This window comes from Streptomyces sp. NPDC057565 (assembly GCF_042801455.1).
Classification (GTDB): domain Bacteria; phylum Actinomycetota; class Actinomycetes; order Streptomycetales; family Streptomycetaceae; genus Streptomyces; species Streptomyces yanii.
The window spans coordinates 234,420-257,955 of the sequence record NZ_JBHVFU010000009.1 but is presented as its reverse complement, the minus strand read 5'-3'; the positions used below and the strand labels follow the sequence as shown (position 1 = coordinate 257,955).

The following is a 23,536-nucleotide window of genomic DNA, read 5'->3' as shown; positions in this document are numbered from 1 at the left end:
CGGCCCTGGCGCCGCGGTACGGCCGGACATTGTTGCAGCCGCTGATTCGGACGGTACGTCAGGCCACCACTGTGGCACGGAACAGTGTGCCGGTACCGGACGCTTCGACCGATTCGTCCGACGGCACGAAGACCGAGCCGCCGGGGGCGAGGTCGAGCGTGCCGACGCGGGGCGCACCGGCGGTGCAGAGCAGGATCTGCGGGGCGGACCTGGTCAGGTCCACGGGGGCGGCGCCTGGCGAGAGGTCGTAGCGCGACAGCCGGAATTCGTCGACCGGGGTCTCGTACAGCTCCTCGCCGGAGGGAGACGCCTCGGGGCGCAGGATGCCGGGGTCGGTCGCCTCGAAGCGGACGATGTCGAGGAGTTCGGGAACGTCGATGTGCTTGGGTGTCAGTCCGCAGCGCAGCACATTGTCCGAGTTGGCCATGATTTCGACACCGAGGCCGCCGAGGTAGGCGTGCGGGACGCCGGCGCCGAGGAACAGGGCTTCACCGGGCTGGAGTTGTACGTGGTTCAGCAGCATCGCAGCGATGACACCCGGGTCGCCGGGGAAGTGGTGTGCGATGCGGGCGTACGGGGCGTGGGCGCCGCCGAGGCGTTCGGCGGCGGCCGCCGCCTCGGTGACCGTCTCCGCCATCTCCGCGGGGTCGGCGGTGAGGATCGCCGTGAGCACTTCGCGGAGCGCCGCCTCTTCGGGGTGGGCTCCGAGCAGATCGACGTACGGCTTGAGGGAGTCGACGCCGAGCGCCGCCATCGCCTCGGCGGCCTCGGTGGGCCGGCGGAAGCCGCAGAGACCTTCGAAGGGAGTGAGCGCGCAGATCAGTTCGGGCTTGTGGTTGGCGTCCTTGTACGTGCGGTGGGGTGCGTCGATCGGGACGGACCGGCGCTCCTCGTCCTCGTACCCCTTCTTGGCCTGCGTGAGGTCGGGGTGGACCTGGAGGGAGAGGGGAGCGCCCGCGGCGAGCAGCTTGAGGAGGAAGGGGAGGCGGGGGCCGAACTTCTCGACGGTGGCCGGGCCCAGTTCGCGCTCGGGGTCGGCGGCGATGATGTCGGTGAGGGGCTGCTCGGTGCCTGCGGTACGGGTGAGGCGGGAGGGGGCTCCGGGATGGGCGCCCATCCACATCTCGGCCTGGGGCTCGCCGGTGGGAGCGACGCCGAGCAGTTCGGGGATGGCGGTGGTGGAGCCCCAGGCATAAGGGCGCACGGTGTTGGAGAGCCGGTCCATGGAGATTTTTCGTCCTCGTGAGATGCGGGGATCGTGCGATGTGGTGGAGCGGTTCAGGGGTGAGCTGCCGACGCCAGGGACAGGTAGACCGCGGCGAAGTCGGTGACTGCGAGGAGTTCGGCGAGGGCTTCGAGCGCCGTGCCCTCCTCCGGTTCGAGTTCACTGATCGCCGTGTCGTGGCCGAGGGCGAGTTCGCGGGCGGCCGGGGCGGCGCTCAGGCCGCCGGTGGGCCGGTCCCGGAGCAGGACGACCCGGGCGTGCAGGGGCTCGGTCTCGTCGACCCGGTCGCGGAAGAAGTCGTCGGGGTCGGCTCCGGCGGCGAAGGCGCCCGCCAGCAGTGCCCCGTGGGCGGGGAGCGCCTCGGGGAGTTCGGCGGAGATGGCCGGGCGGCCGGACAGTTCGGCGAGGACGGCGGCGAAGCGTCGCCCGACAGGTCCTGCGGCGTCGCCCTCCGTCCAGATGAGGGGCAGGCTGTCGGCGAGTTCGGCAGCGAGGGTCTTGGCCGGGTTGCTGTACGTGGCAATGGCCGGTCCGCAGCGTTCGGCGGTGCGGTCGAGACGGTCGGCGACGCTCTGCAGCGCCTCGGGGGTTGCCGTGACCAGGCCGACCCGGTCGAGCAGGGCGAGCAGCGGCGTGAACAGGGCCCAGAGCGTGCCGGGGCCCGCGGCCGAGGTCTCGGCGTCGTACTCGCCGTGCGGGGCGGACGCCATCGGTACGACGAGTCCGTGCACCCCGTCGACCGCCTCGCGCAGCGGGGACCCGTGCGGGGCGACGGCGACAACCGTGCAGCCGCGCCGGTACGCCTGTTCGGCGAGGAGGGCGAGGCCCGGTTCGGTGCCGTCGGCCGTGGCGATCAGCAGCAGGTCGACGGAGCCGGCCCAGCCGGGGAGCGTCCAGCGCATCGCGCCCGCGGCGGGTGCGACGCCGGAAGGGGGGATACGGGTGACGGGGGCCGAGGCGCCCGCCAGTGCGGCGATCAGGTCGGCGACGCCGAATGCGGCGGTGCCGGAGCCGGCGACCATGACGGCGCGGGGGCGGCCCTCCGGGGTCAGTTCGGTGATCCCGGCCTCCGCGGCGTGCCGGGCGGCGGTACGGACGCGCGCCCCGGCCTCGGCGGCGCCACGGAGCAGACCGCGGCGGTCGGCTCGGGCCAGTGCTTCCGGGGCGTCGAGCAACGACTCGTCGAGCATGGGGACGGGCCTCCGATCACGTGCTGCTCAGCGTGAGGTCTGCGGTGTACGGGGCGGGGTCGCCGGTGCGGTGGGTGGCGGCGGTCCCGTGACTCGCTGTTACGCGGGGCGGCGGGCCTCGTCGACGAGGAGGACGGGAATGCCGTCCCGCACCGGGTAGGCCAGGCCGCAGTCCGTGCCGGTGCAGACCAGCTCGGGGCTGTCGGCTGCCGTGCGGTCGTCCAGCGGGAAGTGGCAGGCCGGGCAGGCGAGGATCTCCAGGAGGCCGGCTTCGAGCGGCATGGGGTGGGTCCCTTCGAGCATTCGAACGTGTGTGTTCGGTTCACGCGGATCAGGCGTCGTCAGCCTACCGCCGGGGTGGCGGAGGCGCGGCCCGGCCCGGAGCCGGTGGGGCGGGTGGGGCGATGTGGTGTGCGTGGGGTTGCGGTGCGGGCCGGGGCCCACGGGTGGTGCGCCTGCGACGGGCTCGCCCCTTCCCGGAACCGATGCTCCGTCCCGGCCCCCGTCCGCTTCTCGGACGCCGGACGGACCAGAGGCTCGCCCATGAGGGCCGGGAGTGGTCCTACGCGCGGACCAGGGCCAGGACCTCGTCGCGTACCGCCTTCATCGTCCCCTCGTCGCGTGCCTCGACGTTCAGGCGCAGGAGGGGTTCCGTGTTGGAGGCCCGGAGGTTGAACCACCAGTCCGGTGCCGTGACCGTCAGGCCGTCCAGTTCGTCGAGCGCGATACCCTCACGCGCCTCGAAGGATGCGCGTACCAGCGCCGTGCGGGCCGGCTGGTCGTCGACCGTGGAGTTGATCTCTCCGGAGCCGGTGTAGCGGTCGTACTGGGCGACCAGTTCGGAGAGCGGGCCCGGCTGGCCGCCCAGGGCGGCCAGGACGTGGAGGGCGGCGAGCATGCCCGTGTCGGCGTTCCAGAAGTCGCGGAAGTAGTAGTGCGCGGAGTGTTCGCCGCCGAAGATCGCGCCGTGTTCGGCCATCTCCGCCTTGATGAAGGAGTGGCCGACGCGGGTACGGACGGGGGTGCCGCCGTGTTCGCGGACCACCTCGGGGACCGACCATGACGTGATCAGGTTGTGGATCACGGTGCCCTTGCCCCCGTGGCGGGCGAGCTCACGCGCCGCGACCAGTGCGGTGATCGCGGACGGGGAGACGCCCGCGCCGTGTTCGTCGACGACGAAGCAGCGGTCCGCGTCGCCGTCGAAGGCGAGGCCCAGGTCGGCGCCTTCGGCCAGCACCCGGGCCTGGAGGTCGACGAGGTTCTTCGGGTCGAGGGGGTTGGCCTCGTGGTTGGGGAACGTGCCGTCCAGTTCGAAGTACATGGGGACGACGTCGAGCGGGAGTCCCCCGAAGACGGTGGGGACGGTGTGACCGCCCATGCCGTTGCCCGCGTCGACCACGACCTTCAGCGGGCGGACGGCCGTCAGGTCGACCAGGGACCGCAGGTGGGCCGCGTAGTCGGTGAGGGTGTCGCGGTCCGTGACGGTGCCGGGGGTGGCGACCGGCTGCGGTACGCCCTGTTCGGCCCACTTCTCGATCAGGGCGCGGATCTCCGCGAGCCCGGTGTCCTGACCGACCGGCGCGGCGCCGGCCCGGCACAGCTTGATTCCGTTGTACTGCGCCGGGTTGTGCGAGGCCGTGAACATCGCACCGGGCAGGCCGAGGCTGCCGGAGGCGAAGTACAACTGGTCGGTCGAGCACAGACCGATGAGGGTGACGTCCGCACCCCGTGCCGCCGCGCCGCGCGCGAACGCCGCCGAGAGGCCGGGCGAGGACGGGCGCATGTCGTGGCCGATCACGACCGCCTCCGCGTCCGTCACCTCGACGAACGCCGCCCCGAACTGCTCGGCCAGCGATTCGTCCCACTGGTCGGGCACGACTCCGCGCACGTCGTACGCCTTCACGATCTGCGACAGATCAGCAGCCACGGGCCGGTCCTCCTGAGATTTCTGCGGACCGCCCAAACTACCCGGCCGGCCCGCGGGCCCTCGGGGGGACGCGGTCGTTCGGTGGTCGACCGCTTCAGGAGTCGGGTGAGCGCAGGACCCGCAGGTGACCGCGGCGCGTGACCTCCATCGGGTCCGCGGCGTGCGAGCCGCCGCCTCTGGCCTCCGCCGCGCGGTCGTGCGGACGCGCGGCTTCCCGCACGGCGTTGGCGAGCGCTTCGAGGTCGTCACCGCTGGGGCGCGTGGGCGCGGAGGGATCGGTGAGCCGGACGACTTCCCAGCCGCGTGGCGCGGTCAGTCGCTCACTGTGCTCGGCACAGAGGTCGTAGCAGTGGGGCTCGGCATAGGTGGCGAGCGGGCCGAGGACCGCAGTCGAGTCGGCATAGACGTACGTCAGTGTCGCGACGGCAGGGCGGCCGCACGCGGTGCGCGAACAGCGACGTACAGGGCTCACGATGTTGGACGGTACCGCACTCTTGAGCGGGCTGCGACGACTCTCCCTCAGGTCACCCCGCCGTGTCGCACTGTGACCTCCGGCACAACCGCCTTTCGGGCAACTGGCCTGACCTGCGCGGGAGGAGGGAAGCACAGGTCGCAACGGCAACGATTTCGGTCACCACTCGGTACATAAGCTGTCAATACGTAGGAGATCGGCGGTCGCGGACCGGGCCTGAAACGGGCTCAAGCTTGGCCGGAATGTTCAAGTGCGGACATGCCGCTGTGCTGTCGATGACGGGCGATCCGGCTGCCCCACAGAGGGTTACGCTGCGTCGGTGATGGACAGTCCTGTACCGCCGCCCCACCCCTCCGAGCCGCGGTCCGAGCCGCGAGCGCGCCGTCGTGACCGCCATGGCCGCGGCATGCGCGGACCCGTCGCGCCGCCCCAGGTGCCGCTCTCGGCCACCAGGGCGGAGAACTTCCGTGATCTCGTACAGGACTCGGTGGAGCGGCTGGAGCGGCGCTGGCCTCAGCTGGCCGATGTCGACTTCATGGTCCTCGACGTGCCGGGGCCGCAGGAGGAGACCGTACCGCTGGGACGTGCGGTGTCCGCGGAGAAGGACCGGCCCGCGCAGATCGTCATCTACCGGCGCCCCGTCGAGATCCGTACCAAGAACCGCGACGAGCGTGCGCTGCTGGTGCACGAGGTCGTGGTAGAGCAGGTCGCGGAGTTGCTCGGACTGTCACCGGAGTCAGTGGATCCGCGCTACGGGCAGGACTAGGGCGTGTGTCCGGCCGTGTTTGCCCCATGTCGAGCGTCGTCCGGTGCGTGACCAGGTCCTGCCGTCCGGGTCAGGTTGCCGGTCCCGCGAGTCCCGCATGATCCGACCAGAGGCCCTGGGGGTTCGGGGCGGACAGGCCTCGGCCCGCCCCGAACCCGTTGCTCAGCCGTCCAGAACCGAGAGGTCCTGCTCGGCGTTGGGTACCTCGACCGTTCCGCCGTCGTCCGGCAGCGTCTGCACCGTGAACATCGGGATGCCGCCCTCCGGAAGGGACAGGGTGCGCGCGGCATGCACCGGACCGCCCGACTCCGTCTCGATCGTCAGCGCGTAGCTGCCCTTCAGCCCGGCCGGTACCGGCGGGGTGACGGCGATCGTCGTACCGGCCTTGACCGTGTACGTCTGGACGGCCTGTTCGCCGCCCTCGCTGCCCGCCGAGGCCGTGACCTTCACCTTCCCGGTGGCGCCCGGAGCGGTGAGGGAAAGGGTCGAGCCCTTCGCCCGGTTGTCGGCCACGGTGGCCTGTGCGCCCACCGGCCCGGTCGCCGGGATGTACGCGACCTCCCGCTTGTCGCCGGTGCCGCGGACCACGCGCAGCGCCGCCACCACCGGAGTGGCCCGTCCGCTCTCCGCCGGGGTCAGCAGCAGGGAGCCCGCTTCACCCCTGGTGACGTCCTTCAGGTCGACGCCTGCGGTCATGTTCGACTTGATGTGAAGGTCCTCGTGTCCGGCCGGTGAGATCGCACCGTTCTTGCCCAGCAGCTGCACCTTCAGATCGGCGTCGTCCTCGCCGGGGGCGAAGGCCACCAGCCGGACGTCCGTGGCGTCCGCCGGGATGCCGGGAAGAACGAGGGTGCCCGTCGGGTCGACGGAGGCGGCGAGCCAGTCGCTGCCGGTCTCGTCACCCGCTGCCCTGACGACGGCGCCGACCCGGCCGGTACGCGTGGTGACGTGGACCGTCACGTCGTCGGCCGCCTCGCTGGTCAGGGTGGAGATCAGGACCGGAACGCTGGACCTGGCCGGGACCGTGATGCCCTCCCCCACATCGGACTTGAGCGAGCCGTCCGGCCCGTACAACTCGATGTCGGCCACCGCGGCCGTGTCGTCCGGGTTGGTGAGGTGGACGTAGTCCTCGCGGGACTTCGCCGTGCTGGCGGCCGGGAACCAGAAGTTCGTGTCGGGGCCGGTGCAGCTGACCCCGAGCAGGCCGCGGGTGGCGCCCGCGCTGACCGTGGTGGTCTGCTGCGTGGTCCAGCCGGGGGCCAGCTCGCCGGTGGCGGTGCCGACCAGGGCGGGGGCGTCGGAGCCGGACGCCTCGGCGGTGGCCGGCATGCCGGGCTTCTTGAGGGAGACGACCGGCTTGCCGGATTCCGCCTTCTTGCTCTCTTCCTTCTTCCCGTCCTTCTCGCCGTCCTTCTCGGCGCTGGTGTCGTCGCCCGCGTCCGCCGTGGTGGAGACGGACGGCATCAGGTCGGCGGCGCCTGCCGTTCCGCCGCTGCCGGCCGCGGGGGTGAAGGACGTGTACGTCGTCTCCGCGAGGTCCGAGAGGCCGGGCGCCGGGCAGAGCAGACTGGACCGCTCCACCGGCAGCCGTGCGGCGGCTTTCGCCTCGCCCGCGTCCGCCTCGCCCGGCGCGGTGAGCGCGGCGAACCCGGTGACGGCAGCGAGGGCTACGGTGCCCGCGATGAGGGACAGGCTGGTGGACTTCACTCGGACTCGCCTCGCGATGCGTTACCGGTCGGCCACGGGTTCCGGGCCGGGGCGGGGTTCTCGTCGGGGTTCTGCGGGTCGTACGGGCCCTGTGCGGTGTAGGGGGCCTGTGGGTCGTACGGGGGCTGCGGGGCGTACTGGTTGTACTGGCCCTGGTCGTACGCATCCTGGCTCTGGTCGTACTGACCCTGTGCCTGGTCGTACTGACCCTGTGCCTGGTTGTACTGGCCCTGGTTCTGGTCGTACTGCTGCTGCGGGTAGCCGTACGGGTCGTACGCCGGGGCGGTGCCCTGCTGGTAGGCATCGGCGGCGGCCTGCTGGTGCTCGCCCTGGTACTGCGGGTAGTCGGCGCCCTGGTACTGCTGGGTGTCCCACTCGCCGTACTGCTGTTGCTGCGGTACGGGGGCGTACGGGCCGTCGTCGTCCGGCTGGACGTACGGGTCCTGTGCCGCGGACTGGTCACCGTACGGGTCCTGCGCTTCGGACCGCTCGGCGTACGGGTCGGTCGACCGCTGCGCGGGGATGTCCTGCCCTGCCTCGTCCGGCGTCGGCTCGACGCCCTCGGACGCCGCCTCCGCCTCTGCTGCGGCGCGCAGCCTGCGCGCCCGGCGTCCCTCGCCTGCGACCGGCTCCGCCGGAACCGTCAGGTCCGCCTCGGGCAGGTCGTCGTCGATCTCCCGGCGGCGGCCCGGCAGAGCCAGGACCAGCAGAACCACGCCGAGCGCGGCCTGGGCCCAGATCCACGCGGTGTGGGTGACCGGCGTCTCGTACGTGAGGTCCAGCGTGCCGCCCTCGGCGGGCAACTCGAAGCCCTGTGCCCAGCCGTCCACGGTCTTGGCGGTCAGGTCCCGGCCGTTCAGCGTGGCCGTCCAGCCGGGGTCCGCGGCATCGGCGATCCGCAGGATGCGGCCGGAGCCGCCCGCGGGAATCCTGGAGTGCGCCTCGACCGGCTGCGAGCCGACGGGCAGCTGCTCGCCGTCGCCGCCGGACGGAATGATCATGATGCGGGCGACCTGACGGTCCACGCGCCACAGCGCGCTGCCGTCGAGCTGGCTCAGCCGGCTCAGACCCGGAGTCGCGTCGAGCACCCGGCTCATCTCGCGCGGCGCGCCGTCCCGTACAAGTACGTAACGGATCGCGAAGCCGCTGAGCTGGCTGCCCTGGTCGGCGCCCGAGCCCGCGACCAGGTTGGCGACCACCTTGTCCAGGTGACTGTTGGAGCCGCCCGACTCGGCCAGCTCCGCGTCACCGAGCCGCGCGCCGGAGCCGCGGACCAGGGTGTACGAGACAGAGGCGGGCGAACTGCCGCCGAGGACCAGGGTGCGCGGCTGATCGCGGGTGCCGCTCTCCTCCGCGACGAACGCGGGGACCTGCACCGGGTCACGACGCTCCAGCGGGCCCGCGGCGCCACCGATCATCCAGCCGGCGGCGGCCAGCGCGGGAGCCAGCACCGCGGCGAGGGCGATCAGGGCGGCGACGGGCTGGCGCCAGCCGAAGCTGAGCTCGGCGACCCTTACTCGGGCACCGTCCGCGCCGACGAGCGCGGCGGCGATCAGCGCGATGCCGTAGACGAGGGTGGCGGGCCCGGCCCAGCCGGAGCCGTTGGCGATCCCGGCGAAGACCAGGGCGACGAGCGCGACGGCCCAGGCGGCACGGATCGCGAACTGCCGCTCCCCGCGCAGCAGCGCGGCAAGCGCCGCGAGCACGATGCCGAGCAGCAGCACGCCGCCCGCGGCCTTCGGGCCGCCGGGGCTGATCCCGAGCAGGTCGAGTGCGGAGGCCGTACCCGTACCGACGTCCAGGCCCGCCTCGTTCAGGAACGACGAGGGGCTGCTGAGCAGCGACAGCGACCACGGGGCGAGGACCAGCAGCGGGGTGCCGATCGTGGCGAGGAAGCGGAGCCCGTAGGCGGCGATGTCGTGGCGGCGCAGTACGAGGACGCCGATGCCGAGGACGACAGCGAGCGGCCAGACGATGGGCGTGAAGGCCATCGCGAGGGTGAGGAGCAGGGTGTACGCCCAGGTGGCGCGCCAGCTGCCGCGGGTGTCCCCATGACCACGCATCCCGCTTGCGGAGACGGCGGCGCGGGTGATCAGCGGAAGCAGAATCGCCAGTACGGCGGTGCCGAGGCGGCCGGTCGCGAGGGCGCCGGTCGCGGCGGGCAGGAAGGCGTACGCGATGCTCGCCCAGGCCCGCAGCAGTCGTGATTCGAGCAGCGGGCGGGACACGAAGTACGCGGTGAGTCCGGCGAGCGGGACGGAGCAGACGAGCAGCAGCGTGAGCGCGAAGCCGGTCGAGCCGAGGAACAGCGCGGACAGGGCGGAGATCACGGCGAGGTAGGGCGGTGCGGTCTGGGTGCCACCGGTGCCGACCGGATGCCAGCCGTCCGCGTACCGCCCCCACAGGTCGGAGACATCCGCGGGTGCGGGCAGCAGGGCGCCGCCCGCCAGTGCGCCGCCGCCGAGGAGGCTGCGGCAGGCGACGAGGGAGACCAGGAGCAGGACGGCGAAGAGGACGGGGCCGGGCTTGCGGCCGATCCGCTTCAGCCGGGCGAACTGTTCGATCTCCAGGAAGTCGGCGTCGTCACCGCCTGGTCCGGACTCGACGGCGCCGTGCCGTGAGCCGCCGGAATCGGCGTCGGATCCGCTGCCGAAGTTTCCGGCGACCTGCTCGACGGTGGCGCGCACGGTCGCACCGGGCGGCGGGAAGAGGCCGCGCAGCTCGGCCGCGTCCACGACGCCCTTGCCGCGCCTGCGGCGGGCGGTGAAGATCCTGCCGGGGCGCAGCAGGGTGCCGAAGAGTCCGGCGACCTCGTCGAGTGCCTGGCCGGGCACCTTGCCGACCAGATAGGCGAGGGTGCGGAGCAGGGTGCCGAGCATGAGCCGGAGCAGCACCCAGGGCAGTTGCTTGCCGCGGGCGTTGACGAGCATCGTGTAGACGGCGCCCGCCTTGTCGACACGGTGAGGCGAGGCGACGGAGCGTCCGGCGCAGTCGATGGGGCGGCGTTCCCGGGCGGCCGCCTCGGCATGCCGCAGGACGGCGTCGGGGGCGACGAGGACCCGGTGTCCCGCGGCGTGGGCGCGCCAGCAGAGATCGACGTCGTCACGCATCAGCGGGAGCCTGCGGTCGAACCCGCCGAGTTCCTCCCAGATGTCACGGCGGATCAGCATGCCGGCGGAGGAGACGGAGAGTACGGTACGGACCTGGTCGTGCTGGCCCTGGTCCTGCTCGCGGCGGTCGAGTCCGGTCCAGCGGCGTCCGCTGTTGGCGATGGAGACGCCGACTTCGAGGAGCTGCTTGCGGTCGTACCAGCCACGGAGTTTGGGGCCGACGATCGCGGCGTGGTGGTCGGTCTCGACGACGCGCAGCAGCTCGGCGAGCGCGTCGGGCTCGGGTGCGCAGTCGTCGTGGAGCAGCCAGAGCCACTGCACCGGTTCGCCGTGCGGCAGTTCGGGCAGGTCGTACGCGTCGTCGCGCCAGCTCCTGGTGACCGGGTCCCAGCCGCTGGGGCGCTTCAGGTACGGCAGGTCGTCCGGGGTGAGTTCACCGACCGTGCGGACCGCCTCGTCGACAGCCGTACCGAAGCTCGTACGGCGTGCGAGGTGCAGGACGCGCTCGGCGCCGAGCGCCTCGGTGACCAGCCGCGCGGAGTCGTCGGCGGAGCCGGTGTCGGCGGCGACGACCTGCTGTACGGGACGTTCCTGCCCGAGCAGCCCGGCCAGCACGGTGGGCAGCCAGCGCGCGCCGTCGTGGGCGACGAGCACGGCGGTGACGACGTGCCGGGGGAACTCTGGGGCGGCGGCGGCCGCGTACGGCGCCGTCGATTGGCTGTGCACGGACATCGAGGTACGGGCCCTCCGGCCGGGTCCGGGGGGCGTCCCCCCGGGGGCTGCATCGGTGTACACGCGCGCTCCGTCGGGGCGTTGGCGCGTCTCGGACGGAGCCCCACACTAACGGTACGGACGACCGGGGTGGCGCCGAGCGGTCTAACGGGGGCGCCCGGAGGGCGAAGGGCGGAGCGGCCGCGCCGGCAGCGGTACGAGGGGGTGCGGACGCGGCGACGGCCCGCCGCCTGCGGGCAGGGTGCAGGCGGCGGGCCGTCGCCGCCGAGGTCCGGAGCGTGGTCGTTGGCGCTCCGGCGGCCGGGGGTTCCAGTGAATCCGTCGGTCTGTCGCTTCGCCGGTCTCGCGGTCAGACTGCGGCCTTCTTCAGGCGTCGTCGCTCGCGTTCGGAAAGGCCGCCCCAGATACCGAACCGCTCGTCATTGGAAAGGGCGTACTCAAGGCACTCGGACCGGACTTCACAGGCGAGGCAGACCTTCTTGGCCTCGCGGGTCGATCCGCCCTTCTCGGGGAAGAAGGACTCGGGATCGGTCTGGGCGCACAGTGCGCGCTCCTGCCAGCCGAGTTCCTCGTCCGCGTCCTCGACCAGCAGTTGCTGGAACAGCTCGGTCATGTGCGCCCCTCGTCTGTCTCATGCGTCCCCGTGATGCGGCCGTTATCGATTCGGCCGAACGACACGAGTGAAATTACAAGTGTGTGGATACGAGCCAGTCAAGCGGAGATCTGCTATTGAGTCCCGTATTCACTCTGCGGAACCAAGCCTATGCAGAAAGTGTTCAAATCACCAAAAAAACTGACATATGCCACGGACTTCACCGCACCCCCGTCCCTCACGGAGTGAGACTCCCGAGAAGGTGGCCATGTTTCGATTCGATCACCGAAGCGATCAAGATCACAGTCGGGTCACGAGGTCGCTGCGACGTTTGGGGGCGCCGTTGTTGCGCCACATCTCCGGCGCGGCGGGTGCACAAACCTTTCCCCGGCCGGAGTAACCGGATGAGGTGAATCATTACCGCCAAATCGGGCATCAGGTTGACAACGGGAGCTTTGCTCGGTTCCCTTGCTGTCATGCCAGCGACCTCCGTGATGCGCGTGACCCACCTCCGTGGGTTCCGCACCGCTGTCCAGGCTCGCTGTTGCTGTTCCAGCTGTCTCAGCTGTTGAGGCCTTCGCGCTCCAGCTAGTCGCAGCTCTTCTCCGGACCTCGACCCTTCTCCGGACCACCCCGTCGAACGGCTTCTCGGCGACGGCTGCCCGGTCCCTCCCCGGTCCTCGGTCCTCGCGACACCCCTGGATCTCTGCATCTGCACTCTTGCCCTGCACTCACTTGCCGAGGAACCACCGCACCCATGAACAGCAACAGCGACCTCCAGATCGCCGGCGACATCCTTGAGGTCCAGCACCTCCTCCGGCCCGCCCGCCAGCACCCCTCCACGGTGGCCGAGTTCGTCGGGCTCGCCCGCAGCATCGCCGCCGACCGCTCGCAGTGGGCGCCGCTCGTCCAGTACGACGCGACCACGCGCTGGTACCACCGGCTCCGCGCCGTTCCCCCAGCTCTCGACTCAGCTCGAGCAGGGGAGACCCCACTCGGTTACGAGGTGTGGCTGCTCAGCTGGGTTCCCGGTCAGGGCAGCGGGCTGCACGACCACGGGCGGTCTTCCGGCGTACTGACCGTCCTGGAAGGCGAATTGACCGAGCGTACGGAGCGCGGCATGCGGTCGCTGGACTCCGGCGCGCAGCGCGTGTTCGCGCCCGGATACGTCCACGAAGTGGTCAACGACTCCCTCGAACCGGCCGTCAGCCTGCACATCTACTACCCGGGGCTGACCGAGATGCCCATGCACGCGGCATCCTGCGCCTCGGCAACTGCCGACGCCGTACACGTCTGACAGTCCCACCCGTCGCCCACCACCACCCCGACAACGATCAGGCTGCGCCTGACAGACTGGTCGGCATGCGCATTGTGGTTCTGGCCGGCGGTATCGGTGGTGCTCGTTTTCTGCGTGGCCTCAAGCAGGCCGCGCCCGACGCGGACATCACGGTGATCGGCAACACCGGTGACGACATCCATCTGTTCGGGCTCAAGGTCTGCCCCGACCTCGACACCGTGATGTACACCCTCGGCGGGGGCATCAACGAGGAGCAGGGCTGGGGCCGTACCGACGAGAGCTTCCACGTCAAGGAGGAACTCGCGGCGTACGGCGTGGGACCCGAATGGTTCGGGCTCGGCGACCGTGACTTCGCGACCCACATCGTCCGTACGCAGATGCTGGGCGCCGGCTACCCGCTGAGCGCCGTCACCGAAGCGCTCTGCGCACGCTGGAGGCCCGGGGTCCGGCTGCTTCCGATGTCCGACGACCGGATCGAGACGCATGTCGCCGTCGACATCGACGGCGAACGAAAGGCGATCCACTTCCAGGAGTACTGGGTGAAGCTGCGCGCCTCGGTCCAGGCGCAGGCGATCGTGCCCGTCGGTGCCGAGCAGGCGAAGCCGGCGCCCGGGGTCCTGGAGGCCATCGCCGACGCCGATGTCATCCTCTTCCCGCCGTCCAACCCCGTCGTCTCGGTCGGCACCATCCTCGCCGTGCCCGGGATCCGGGAGGCGATCGCCGAGGCCGGGGTGCCGGTCGTCGGCCTCTCCCCCATCGTCGGGGACGCGCCGGTACGCGGCATGGCGGACAAGGTGCTCGCCGCGGTCGGCGTGGAGTCCACGGCGGCCGCCGTCGCCCGGCACTACGGCTCCGGGCTGCTCGACGGCTGGCTCGTCGACACGGTGGACGCCGGCACGGTCGACGAGGTGGAGGCCGCGGGCATCCGCTGCCGCGCCGTGCCGCTGATGATGACCGACGTGGACGCAACCGCCGAGATGGCGAGGCAGGCGCTGGCGCTGGCCGAGGAGGTACGGGCGTGAGCGGCGCGGCTGCCGGTGAGGCCCCCTCGTACCGGGTGTGGGCACTTCCCGGGATGCCCGAGGTACGGGCCGGTGACAACCTCGCGAAGCTGATCGCCGCCACCGAGCCGGGGCTGGTCGACGGTGACGTCCTGCTCGTCACCTCGAAGATCGTCTCCAAGGCGGAGGGCCGGATCGCCGAAGCCACCGATCGGGAGGCGGCGATCGACGCCGAGACCGTACGGGTGGTGGCGCGCCGCGGCACGCTGCGGATCGTCGAGAACCGGCAGGGCCTGGTCATGGCAGCGGCCGGGGTCGACGCCTCGAACACCCCCGCCGGGACGGTGCTGCTGCTCCCCGAGGACCCGGACGCCTCCGCGCGGACGATCCGGGACGGGCTGCGGGACACCCTCGGCGTCGAGGTCGGGGTCCTGATCACGGACACCTTCGGGCGGCCGTGGCGCAACGGGCTGACCGACGTCGCCATCGGGGCGTCCGGAGTCCGGGTGCTGGACGATCTGCGGGGCGGGACGGATGCGCACGGCAATCCGCTGAGCGCCACCGTGGTCGCCACCGCGGACGAGCTCGCCTCGGCCGGTGACCTGGTCAAGGGCAAGGCGGAGGGGTTGCCGGTCGCGATCGTGCGGGGGCTCTCGCATGTGGTGGACCCGGCGGACGCGGAAGTGGGGGCCCGGGCGATGGTGCGGGTCGCCGCCGAGGACATGTTCCGGCTCGGGACGTCCGAGGCGGTACGGGAAGCGGTGACGCTGCGGCGTACGGTCCGGGAGTTCACGGACGAGCCGGTGGACCCGGCGGCGGTACGGCGCGCCGTGGCCGCGGCGGTGACGGCGCCGGCGCCGCATCACACGACACCGTGGCGGTTCGTACTCCTGGAGTCCGAGGAGTCGCGGATCCGGCTGCTCGACGCGATGCGGGATGCGTGGATCGCGGATCTGCGCCGCGACGGCAAGAGCGAGGAGTCGATCGCCAAGCGGGTACGGCGGGGCGATGTGCTGCGCCGGGCGCCGTATCTGGCGGTGCCGTGCCTGGTGATGGATGGCGCCCATGGATACGGGGACGCGCGGCGGGATGCTGCGGAGCGCGAGATGTTCGTGGTCGCGGCGGGGGCGGGCGTCCAGAACTTCCTGGTGGCGCTGGCCGGTGAGCAGCTCGGTTCGGCGTGGGTGTCGTCGACGATGTTCTGCCGCGATGTGGTGCGTGAGGTGCTGGACCTGCCGGCGGAGTGGGATCCGTTGGGTGCGGTGGCGGTCGGACGTCCGGCGGTTGCGCCGGTGGCCCGGGCGGAGCGGGGTGCGGAGGCGTTCGTCGCGGTGCGGTGAGGTGGGCCGGGGTGGGTTTCTCCCACCCGCCCCTTTCCGGGACCCGGGGGCGACTTTGGGGCTCATTCGTCCTCGATCGCCGGACGGGCTCGAAGGCGACACGGCTGATCGTGGACTGCGAGGCCGCGTCGGGTGTTTGAGGACGTATCAGAGGCGGGCGATGTCGCCCCTTGTCATGCGCGGAGCTCTGCGGGACGGGGTGTGGCCCGAGAGCAGGATGAGGCGTGTGGCTCGGTGGCGCTGGCCCTCGTAGGGGGTCAGGAGCGTCAGCATTTCCGCGTCGTCGGCGTTTCTGTTGCCTGCCAGGGCGTGCCCGATGATGCCGGGGAGGTGGAGGTCGCCCACGGTCACCGCGTCGGGGGCGCCGTTGGCTCGTTGGAGGGTTTCCGCCGAGGTCCAGGGGCCGATGCCGGGAATCAGTTCCAAGCGGGCAGTCGCCTCGGCGAGGGGCATTGTCGCCGCCTCCTCCAGGCGGCGGGCGACTCGTACCGCGCGCAGGATCGTGGCCGAGCGCTTGGCGTCGACGCCGGCGCGGTGCCATTCCCAGGACGGGATCAGCGACCAGGTGCGCGGGTCCGGCATGACGTGCAGGCCGTGCGTGCCGAAGAGGGTCGCTGCCGGACCGGGAGCCGGAGTGCCGTACGTACGGACCAGGAGGCGCCAGGCGCGGTAGGCCTCGTCGGTGGTGACCTTCTGTTCCAGGATCGACGGGATCAGCGACTCCAGCACCAGACCGGTACGCAGCAGGCGCAGTCCGGGGCGGCGGTGCCGGGCCGCTGCGACCAGGCGGTGGCGGGGGCGGAATGCTTCCGGGTCGTCCTCCGCGCCGAGCAGGGTCGGGAGCTGGTCCAGCAGCCAGGACGCGCCGGGGCCCCAGGCCGTCGCCTCGATCCGGCCGCCCCGGTCGATGATGTGGAGCGTGCCGGGGCCTGCCGGGGTGCGGGTGGCCCGCCAGACCGAGCCGTCCCGGGCGATGCGGAACGTGGGGTCGGCGGGGCCGCGGCGCAGCGGGCCGAGGACGAGGCGCAGGTCGAGCGGGCCCGGCGGGGTCCAGTCCCGGGTCAGCGCCTCCGGTGCCGGACCGGTCGGCACCTGGCGTGGGACGGGCGTGCGCGGGGCGTTGCGGGGAGCGAATCGTCCGGCCACGGGTGAGGTCCTCGGTCGTCGGGGGTGCCTATCGAGCGTACGCGCCGCAGCGCGCCCGTCATTCGTCCGACGAGAAACGGACCGACGCGTCCGGCAGGACCGCACCGCACCAGACGCGGACGCCGTCACGCAGTTCGTTGTCGGCGCCGACGTGGGCACCGTCGCCGATGACAGCGCCCACCAGGACCGTACGGCTGCCGATCCGCGCACCGGCTCCGACCAGGGAGTCCGTGATCACGGCGCCGGGTTCGACGACCGCTCCGGCCAGTACCGCGGAGCCGTCGATCCGGGCGGCCTCGCCGATCCGGGCGTCCTCGCAGATGACCGTACCGCCGGTGAGTTTGGCGTCGGCGGCGACGGATGCGGTCGGCAGGACGAGCCGGTCGCCGCATCGGCCGGGGACGGCCGGGGACGGGGCGCGGCCGAGGACCAGGTCGGCGGAGCCGCGTACGAATGCCTGCGGCGTGCCGAGGTCCAGCCAGTACGTGGAGTCGACCATGCCCTGGAGGTGCGCGCCGGAGGCGAGCAGTCCGGGGAAGGTCTCGCGTTCCACGGAAACCGGTCGGCCGGCCGGGATCGTGTCGATGACCGAGCGGCGGAAGATGTACGCCCCCGCGTTGATCTGGTCGGTGACGATCTCCTCGGGCGTCTGCGGCTTCTCCAGGAACGCGGTGACCCTGCCCGTGGAGTCCGTCGGTACGAGTCCGAAGGCGCGGGGGTCCTCGACCCGGGTGAGGTGGAGCGAGACATCCGCGCCGGAGGTGGCGTGCGAGGTGACCAGCGCCCGGATGTCGAGGCCGGTGAGGATGTCGCCGTTGAAGATGAGCACGGGCTCGTCCGGGCCCGAGGTGAGACGGGATGCCACGTTGCGGATGGCTCCGCCGGTGCCGAGCGGTTCGCGTTCGGTGACGTACTCGATGTGCAGGCCGAGCGACGAGCCGTCGCCGAAGTACGGTTCGAAGACCTCCGCCAGGTACGAGGTCGCGAGCACGATGTGCTCGACCCCGGCGGCCCGCGCCCGCGCCAGTTGGTGCATGAGGAACGGGACACCTGCCGCCGGAACCATGGGCTTCGGAGTGTGCACCGTGAGCGGGCGCAGCCGGGTGCCCTTGCCACCGACCAGGAGAATCGCTTCTTTTGCCTCTGTCACGGCACGTCTCTGCTTCCTGCTGGGGCCGGGCCTGGTTTTGGCTGGCCAGTTTATGCAGACCGGTCGGGTTCATCACCGTCCGGCAGCCCCGCAGCAGACCGCAGCGGTGGGTCGTCAGCGGCCTTGCAGTCGGGCGGAGCTGGTCCGGGCCGTGCCGAGCTTCTCGTAGAGGCGTGCTCCCGGACATTCGGTGACGAAGCCGTCCCGATGACCGGAGATGACCTTGAGCGTGACCTTCGCTCCCTTCTTGAACCGGTTGCCGCCGCCGGAGACGAGTGTGGTGCTGCCACTGGGGTCGGCGCCGAACAGGCCGAGCTTCCAGGCGGTGAGCTTGGCGACGGCGTCCACCACCGCGGTGGGCGGCTTGGACGTGGTGAAGGTTCCGAGCACCGCAATGCCCATGCTGTCGGCGTTGAAACCGAGAGTGTGCGCGCCCTGGACGGCCTTCGTCACGCCTCCGGCGCGTCCTTCGTAGATATTTCCGCACTTGTCGACGGCGAAGTTGTAGCCGATGTCGCGCCAGCCACTGCTCGTGACGTGGTAGCGGTAGATACCGCGAAGGACCGAGGCCGCTTGCGAACACGTGTAGCTGTTGCCCGTGGCGGTGTGGTGGATGAAGGCGGCCTTGACGGACTTCGTGTACACGAAGGCGCTCTCGCGGAGCTTCTCGTCGGCGCCCCAGCCCTTGCGGGTGATGATGCTCGGGCGGGGGCCGATGTACGGCTTGGCGCCGGGGGCGACGTCGTCCTCGGCCTCGCTCTCCGCCTCGGTCTGCGCCTTGCTCAGCGCGGGGAGAACCAGGGCTTCGGAGGACGGGGCGCGACTGTCCCCGCCGTCGGCTGCGGCTCCCGGGCCGGCTGCGGGGCGTTGTTGAGGGTCCTTGCCCGGGTCGACGAGTTCGAGCCGCAGTCCGTCGGGCAGCGGGACGCTGGCGCCGCTGCCCCCGTCCCGTACGTCGGTCACTTCAGGGCTTACCCGGACCTCGACGCCGTCGGAGTCGCCGACCCAGAGCGGAGCGGTGGAGCCGCGGACGGTCCCGGAGTCGCGCTCGGCGGTGCCGGGGTCGGCGCCGTGCTCGGCGTTGTGGGTCTCCAGCTCCTGCCAGTCCGACCAGTGGGTGGTGCCGGTGGCGCGAGTGCGGACCTGGACGGTGCCGTTGAGTTCCACGTCGGCGTCGTTCCAGACGACACCGACCAGGGAGAAGGGGCGGACGTCGCGTCGGGGCAGGCCTCGTTCGGCGGTGGCGGCCCCCTCGGTGGGGGCGCCGGTCGTCCGCGTCGACGCGGCGGGCAGCGGAGCAAGTGGCAGGGACTGGGTCGACCCGGACACCTCGGTGGGGTCGGCGGTCTCGGTCTTTGCGGTGACGGTGGTGTCGGGGGCGGCGCCCGCGGGCGCGGCGAGCGGCAGTACGAGGGCTGCCGCGCAGGTGACACCAATGGCGGATGCAATGAAGGCACGCATACGAACGATCCTGGGCACAATCCAACAACTCCGGCTACCGGGATATCTCCGCCCAATTGACGATCCGTCTGCCGAACCGGTGTATGCGACACCTGTGGCGCCCGGTCCCGTCCGGCGCCGCCGCGTACCCTTGCGCGGATGAACGCCAGCGACCGTACCCCTGCCGACCTGCTGCGTTCCGCGCTCGCCGCGGACCCGGCCCGCCCCATGGTCACTTTCTACGACGACGCCACCGGAGAACGGGTCGAACTGTCGGTGGCCACCTTCGCCAATTGGGTGGCCAAGACAGCCAATCTGCTGCAGGGCGACCTGGCCGCGGAACCCGGCGACCGGCTCGCCCTCCTGCTGCCCGCGCACTGGCAGTCCGCGGTCTGGCTGCTCGCCTGTTCCTCGGTCGGAGTCGTCGCCGATGTGCAGGGTGACCCCGCCGCCGCCGACCTCGTCGTGACCGGTCCGGACACGCTCGACGCGGCGCGCGCCTGCCGCGGCGAGCGCATCGCTCTGGCCCTGCGTCCACTGGGCGGACGGTTCCCCCAGCCACCCGAGGGCTTCGCGGACTATGTCGTGGAGGTACCGAGCCAGGGTGACCGGTTCGCGCCGTTCGCACCGGTGGACCCGGACGCGCCCGCGCTGACCGTCGACGGTGTCACGCTGACGTCGGCGCAACTGGTCGCGCGCGCCCGCGAGGACGGTGCGGAGCGGGGTCTGACGCCCGGGTCGCGGCTGCTGACGGGGCACACCTACGACACCTGGGAAGGGCTCAGCGCCGGGCTGTACGCACCGCTGGCCACCGGGGGCTCGGTGGTGCTGTGCCGGCACCTGGACCGGCTGGACGAGGACGGGCTCGCCAAGCGCATCGAGAGTGAGCGGGTCACCAACACCGCAGCATGACAAGCGCCCTGAGGGCCACTCGTCCGGCCGACAGCGGGCCGAGCCCCCGGGCCTGCGGATCAACTCCGGTACATCATCGGCGGTACAGGTCCGGCGGATCATGACCGGACGCCCCCGACCGAGGCACAACCAAGCGTGAGGTTCAGCCGTCTACTCCTGCGACCGGCGGCCCAGCGCGCTGCCGAACGTGAAGGATGGACGCAGACGTGACCGAAAGCGCCGGCACGCCGCCGGACCCCGACCGCTCGGCCGCGGACAAGGACGAGGCCGCGTCGAGGGGCGGGTCGCAGGACGGGCCTCAGGACAACTCGCAGGACGGGCCGGACGGGGAAGCCTCCCGAGTGCGGTGGTGGGACGACGCGGCGCCCGCCCGGCGCAGGCACCGCTGGCTGCGCTGGGCCGCGCTCGCCGCCTCGTTCTTCGTCCTGGTGGCCGCGGGCGTCGGCTGGTGGCTGTACAAGAAGCTCGACAGCAACATCAGGACGGACACGTCCGTGGCCGCCGAACTGCGCGCGTACGAGAAGGAACGCCCCGCGTCCGTCGTGCACGACGCGGAGAACATCCTGATCATCGGCTCCGACAGCCGCGCCGGTGACAACCGGGAGTACGGCCGCGACTACGGCGGCAGCCAGCGCTCGGACACCACAATCCTGCTGCATCTCCCCGCGGACCGGAAGAGCGCCACCGCGATGTCCCTCCCGCGCGATCTGATGACGGACATCCCCAGCTGCCGCACATCGGACGGAAAGCGGAGCCGTAAGCAATTCGCCCAGTTCAACTGGGCCTTCGAGTTCGGCGGCACTGCCTGCACGATCCGTACGGTCGAGCGGATGACCGGCATCCGCATAGACCACTACATGGTCGTCGACTTCAACGGCTTCAAGGACATGGTCGACGCGGTGGACGGTGTCGAGGTCTGCCTCAAGGAACCGATCGACGACCCCGACGCGCATCTGAAGCTGCGCGCGGGACGCCAGAAACTCGACGGCGAGGAGGCGCTGGGCTACGTGCGGGCCCGCAAGTCCCTCGGCAACGGGAGCGACACCGACCGGATGGACCGCCAGCAACGTTTCCTCGGCGCACTGGTGAACAAGATGCAGAGCGACGGCGTCCTGCTCAACCCGACCCGCCTCTATCCGGTGCTGGACGCGGCCACCAAGTCGCTGACCACTGACCCCGGCCTGGACAGCCTCAAGGACCTGTACGCGCTGGTGCGCGGCGTGCGCAACGTGCCGACCGACAAGGTGCAGTTCCTGACCGTGCCACGGCAGCCGTACGCCGCCGACCCGAACCGGGACGAACTCGTCCAACCGGACGCGACCAAGCTCTTCGAGCGGCTGCGTCAGGACACCCCCGTCACGGTGGTCCCTGCGGACGAACTGGCACGCAGGAAGGACGGGAACGGGGACCCCTCGGACTCCACGAGCCCGACCCCCACACCCACCTATTCGGGCAACAACGCGGCCGCGGACCTGTGCAAGCAGTAAAGCAATGGCCAAGGAGATGTCGACGATCGGAGTGCAATGAGCAGAATGACCGGTTGTAAGGTCCGTGGAATTTGTCACGCCCGTCGCTCGACGCCGAACTTGGCGGATAGTGTGACGCGATCCGGTGCTACCGGCCGTCAGGTCGCGCACTGCTGGAGCGAAAGATCGAGCGCCTTGTCGGGGGAGGCGCCTCGCGTGGCACCGACGGAGGACTCAAACAACCGTGGATGCGCAAAGCCGTGGGCGGGCGGACGAAATCGATCCCGCAGACCAATGGGTTCTCAACCCGCAGACCGGCGATTACGAATTGCGACTGCCCCAATCCGGAGGGGATTCGAGGCGCAGGTCGACCCCTCCGGGGCAGCGTGGCTCCAGGAGTGCAAGTGCGGTTCGTGAGGGCGGTGGCGAACGCAGAAGCGGTGCGCGTGACGGCGGCGGGCGCGGCAACGGGCCGCGCCGCGAGGTGCCGACACAGCGTGGCCGTCGTACGGCCAATGGCCCGCGCGGGCCGGAAGGCTCCGGTCCGGACACCGCGGGCCGGCGCAAGCGCAAGCAGCCCAAGGCCCGCCGCAAGAAGGCGCTCATCTGGACGGGCGGCGTGATGGCCTTCGTGCTCGTCGGTCTCTCGGCCGGCGCCTACGCGCTGTACCAGCACTTCAACAGCAACCTGAACACTGTCGACATCGGTGACGCCGGAAACAAGGACGTCACCTCCGACGGCCCCCTCAACATCCTGGTCATCGGTACCGACAAGCGGACCGGTAAGGGCAATGAGGGGTACGGCGACAAGGGCAGCGCCGGTCACGCCGACACCAACATCCTCTTCCACGTCTCCAAGGACCGGACCAACGCGACGGCGCTGAGCATTCCCCGCGATCTGATCACCAACATCCCGGACTGCGAAACCACGCAGCCGGACGGCACGAAGAAGGTCGTTCCGGGGACACAGGGCGTCCGGTTCAACGTCAGCCTGGGCCAGGAAGGACGCGACCCGGGCTGCACCATGCGTACGGTCGAGGAGATCACCGGAGTGCGGCCCGACCACTTCATGATGGTCGACTTCAACGCGGTGAAGGAACTGTCCACGGCGGTCGGCGGCGTCAAGGTCTGCCTGGCCAAACCGGTCAAGGACAAGGACTCGCACCTGGACCTGCCGGCCGGTGAGAGCAAGATCCAGGGCGAGGACGCGCTCGCCTTCGTCCGCACCCGGCACAGCTTCGGCAACCAGAGCGACCTGGACCGGATCAAGGTGCAGCAGCAGTTCATCGGCTCGATGATCCGGCAGATGAAGTCGGACGACACACTGACCAGCCCGACCAAGCTGTACAAGCTGGCGAACGCGGCGACCAAGGCGCTCACGGTCGACAAGGCCATCGGCTCCGGGACGAAGCTGGTGTCGCTCGCCAAGGAGCTCAGCAAGGTCGACACCAAGAACATCACCTTCGTGACGGTCCCGGTGCTGGACAACCCGGCCGAGAAGGTCCACGCCACGGTGGTGCTCAACAAGGCCAAGTCCGAACCGCTGTTCCAGATGATGCGCGAGGACACCTCACTGACCGAGGTGAACAAGCAGAAGAAGGCCGCCAAGAGCAAGCAGGACGCACAGCTCAAGGGGACCAAGGCCGCTGCCGCCGACGTACGTGTCGATGTCCTCAACGGCGGCGACCGGCCGGGCGCCGCGCAGGAGACGGTCACGTGGCTGCAGAACGACCAGGGCGTACTCAAGTCCACCAACAAGGCCAACGCCCCGGCGAAGATCTCCAAGACGACGCTCGAGTACGCGCCCAACCAGGCTGACCAGGCCCGCGCACTCGCCGCCATGATGGGGCTGCCCGGCTCGGCCCTGAAGCAGGGCACCACCGACGCCGAGGGGCTTCAGGCGATGGTCCTGACCCTGGGTGCGGACTTCAAGGGCGCGGGTGTGCCCATCACCGGACCGACAAAGGCGCCGGCAGACATACCGCTAGCAAACGCCGCCAAGGCAGAGTGCGCAAAGTGACACCGGGTCACTGCGCCATTCCACGAGTCTGAGCAGCAGGGGG

The 23,536-nt window shown here is 71.1% G+C and carries 18 protein-coding genes; 7 read left to right on the top strand and 11 right to left on the bottom strand.

Annotated elements, in window-relative coordinates; translation table 11 throughout:
- Positions 1–58 precede the first annotated feature (58 nt).
- From manA to ACFU8W_RS20300, 5 genes are all read right to left on the bottom strand, one after another.
- Positions 59–1,225: a mannose-6-phosphate isomerase, class I gene (manA, locus tag ACFU8W_RS20320; RefSeq protein WP_384038903.1), complete on the bottom strand. Its 1,167-nt coding sequence runs from the start codon at positions 1,223–1,225 to the stop codon at positions 59–61.
- A gap of 53 nt (positions 1,226–1,278) precedes the next feature.
- A complete protein-coding gene (locus ACFU8W_RS20315; protein WP_345517792.1) occupies positions 1,279–2,415 on the bottom strand; it encodes an SIS domain-containing protein in 1,137 nt (378 codons plus the stop codon).
- Between the two features lie 99 nt (positions 2,416–2,514).
- The gene (locus tag ACFU8W_RS20310) at positions 2,515–2,697 is read right to left on the bottom strand and encodes a Trm112 family protein (RefSeq protein WP_266984966.1); all 183 of its coding nucleotides are present in this window, start codon (positions 2,695–2,697) and stop codon (positions 2,515–2,517) included.
- 280 nt (positions 2,698–2,977) lie between these two features.
- Positions 2,978–4,342 carry a phosphomannomutase/phosphoglucomutase gene (locus tag ACFU8W_RS20305; protein ID WP_384038898.1) on the bottom strand — a complete coding sequence of 455 codons (1,365 nt, stop codon included), beginning with the start codon at positions 4,340–4,342 and terminating at the stop codon, positions 2,978–2,980.
- Positions 4,343–4,436: 94 nt separating this feature from the next.
- Complete coding sequence (locus ACFU8W_RS20300) at positions 4,437–4,814, bottom strand: DUF3499 domain-containing protein (protein ID WP_345517790.1); 378 nt, start codon at positions 4,812–4,814, stop codon at positions 4,437–4,439.
- A 322-nt stretch (positions 4,815–5,136) separates the two neighbouring features.
- On the opposite strand from ACFU8W_RS20300, the gene ACFU8W_RS20295 reads away from it, so the two are divergent.
- Complete coding sequence (locus ACFU8W_RS20295; RefSeq protein WP_384038894.1) at positions 5,137–5,580, top strand: metallopeptidase family protein; 444 nt, start codon at positions 5,137–5,139, stop codon at positions 5,578–5,580.
- Positions 5,581–5,742: 162 nt separating this feature from the next.
- On the opposite strand, the gene ACFU8W_RS20290 is transcribed toward ACFU8W_RS20295, so the two are convergent.
- From ACFU8W_RS20290 to ACFU8W_RS20280, 3 genes are all read right to left on the bottom strand, one after another.
- A complete protein-coding gene (locus ACFU8W_RS20290) occupies positions 5,743–7,287 on the bottom strand; it encodes a DUF5719 family protein (RefSeq protein ID WP_384038891.1) in 1,545 nt (514 codons plus the stop codon).
- Complete coding sequence (locus tag ACFU8W_RS20285; RefSeq protein ID WP_384038888.1) at positions 7,284–11,129, bottom strand: glycosyltransferase; 3,846 nt, start codon at positions 11,127–11,129, stop codon at positions 7,284–7,286. Before ACFU8W_RS20285 ends, ACFU8W_RS20290 begins: the two co-directional genes overlap by 4 nt.
- 349 nt (positions 11,130–11,478) lie before the next feature.
- Positions 11,479–11,742: a WhiB family transcriptional regulator gene (locus ACFU8W_RS20280; protein WP_030927001.1), complete on the bottom strand. Its 264-nt coding sequence runs from the start codon at positions 11,740–11,742 to the stop codon at positions 11,479–11,481.
- A gap of 736 nt (positions 11,743–12,478) precedes the next feature.
- Between ACFU8W_RS20280 and ACFU8W_RS20275 the strand changes: the two genes are divergently transcribed.
- The 3 genes from ACFU8W_RS20275 (at position 12,479) to ACFU8W_RS20265 (ending at position 15,359) form a co-directional block, all read left to right on the top strand.
- A complete protein-coding gene (locus ACFU8W_RS20275; RefSeq protein WP_384038885.1) occupies positions 12,479–13,018 on the top strand; it encodes a cysteine dioxygenase in 540 nt (179 codons plus the stop codon).
- Positions 13,019–13,083: 65 nt separating this feature from the next.
- Positions 13,084–14,040 (top strand): 2-phospho-L-lactate transferase, encoded by a 957-nt coding sequence (gene cofD / locus ACFU8W_RS20270; RefSeq protein WP_384038883.1) that lies wholly within the window; start codon positions 13,084–13,086, stop codon positions 14,038–14,040.
- On the top strand, positions 14,037–15,359 hold the full coding sequence (locus ACFU8W_RS20265; RefSeq protein ID WP_384038880.1) for a coenzyme F420-0:L-glutamate ligase: 1,323 nt from the start codon (positions 14,037–14,039) through the stop codon (positions 15,357–15,359). The genes cofD and ACFU8W_RS20265 overlap by 4 nt, the downstream gene beginning before the upstream one ends.
- A 147-nt stretch (positions 15,360–15,506) precedes the next feature.
- Here ACFU8W_RS20265 and ACFU8W_RS20260 read toward each other — a convergent pair whose 3' ends face one another.
- From ACFU8W_RS20260 to ACFU8W_RS20250, 3 genes are all read right to left on the bottom strand, one after another.
- A complete protein-coding gene (locus ACFU8W_RS20260; RefSeq protein WP_345517784.1) occupies positions 15,507–16,505 on the bottom strand; it encodes a DNA-3-methyladenine glycosylase 2 family protein in 999 nt (332 codons plus the stop codon).
- A 58-nt stretch (positions 16,506–16,563) separates the two neighbouring features.
- Complete coding sequence (locus tag ACFU8W_RS20255) at positions 16,564–17,655, bottom strand: sugar phosphate nucleotidyltransferase (RefSeq protein ID WP_384038877.1); 1,092 nt, start codon at positions 17,653–17,655, stop codon at positions 16,564–16,566.
- 114 nt (positions 17,656–17,769) lie between these two features.
- Positions 17,770–19,116, bottom strand: coding sequence for a peptidoglycan recognition protein (locus tag ACFU8W_RS20250; RefSeq protein WP_384038875.1), 1,347 nt, complete (start codon positions 19,114–19,116; stop codon positions 17,770–17,772).
- A 138-nt stretch (positions 19,117–19,254) separates the two neighbouring features.
- On the opposite strand from ACFU8W_RS20250, the gene ACFU8W_RS20245 reads away from it, so the two are divergent.
- The 3 genes from ACFU8W_RS20245 (at position 19,255) to ACFU8W_RS20235 (ending at position 23,493) form a co-directional block, all read left to right on the top strand.
- Positions 19,255–20,007: a TIGR03089 family protein gene (locus tag ACFU8W_RS20245; RefSeq protein WP_384038874.1), complete on the top strand. Its 753-nt coding sequence runs from the start codon at positions 19,255–19,257 to the stop codon at positions 20,005–20,007.
- A 206-nt stretch (positions 20,008–20,213) separates the two neighbouring features.
- Positions 20,214–21,494, top strand: a complete 1,281-nt coding sequence (locus ACFU8W_RS20240; protein WP_384038871.1) for an LCP family protein — start codon at positions 20,214–20,216, stop codon at positions 21,492–21,494.
- A 223-nt stretch (positions 21,495–21,717) separates the two neighbouring features.
- Positions 21,718–23,493: an LCP family protein gene (locus ACFU8W_RS20235; protein WP_384038868.1), complete on the top strand. Its 1,776-nt coding sequence runs from the start codon at positions 21,718–21,720 to the stop codon at positions 23,491–23,493.
- The last annotated feature ends 43 nt before the right edge of the window (positions 23,494–23,536 follow it).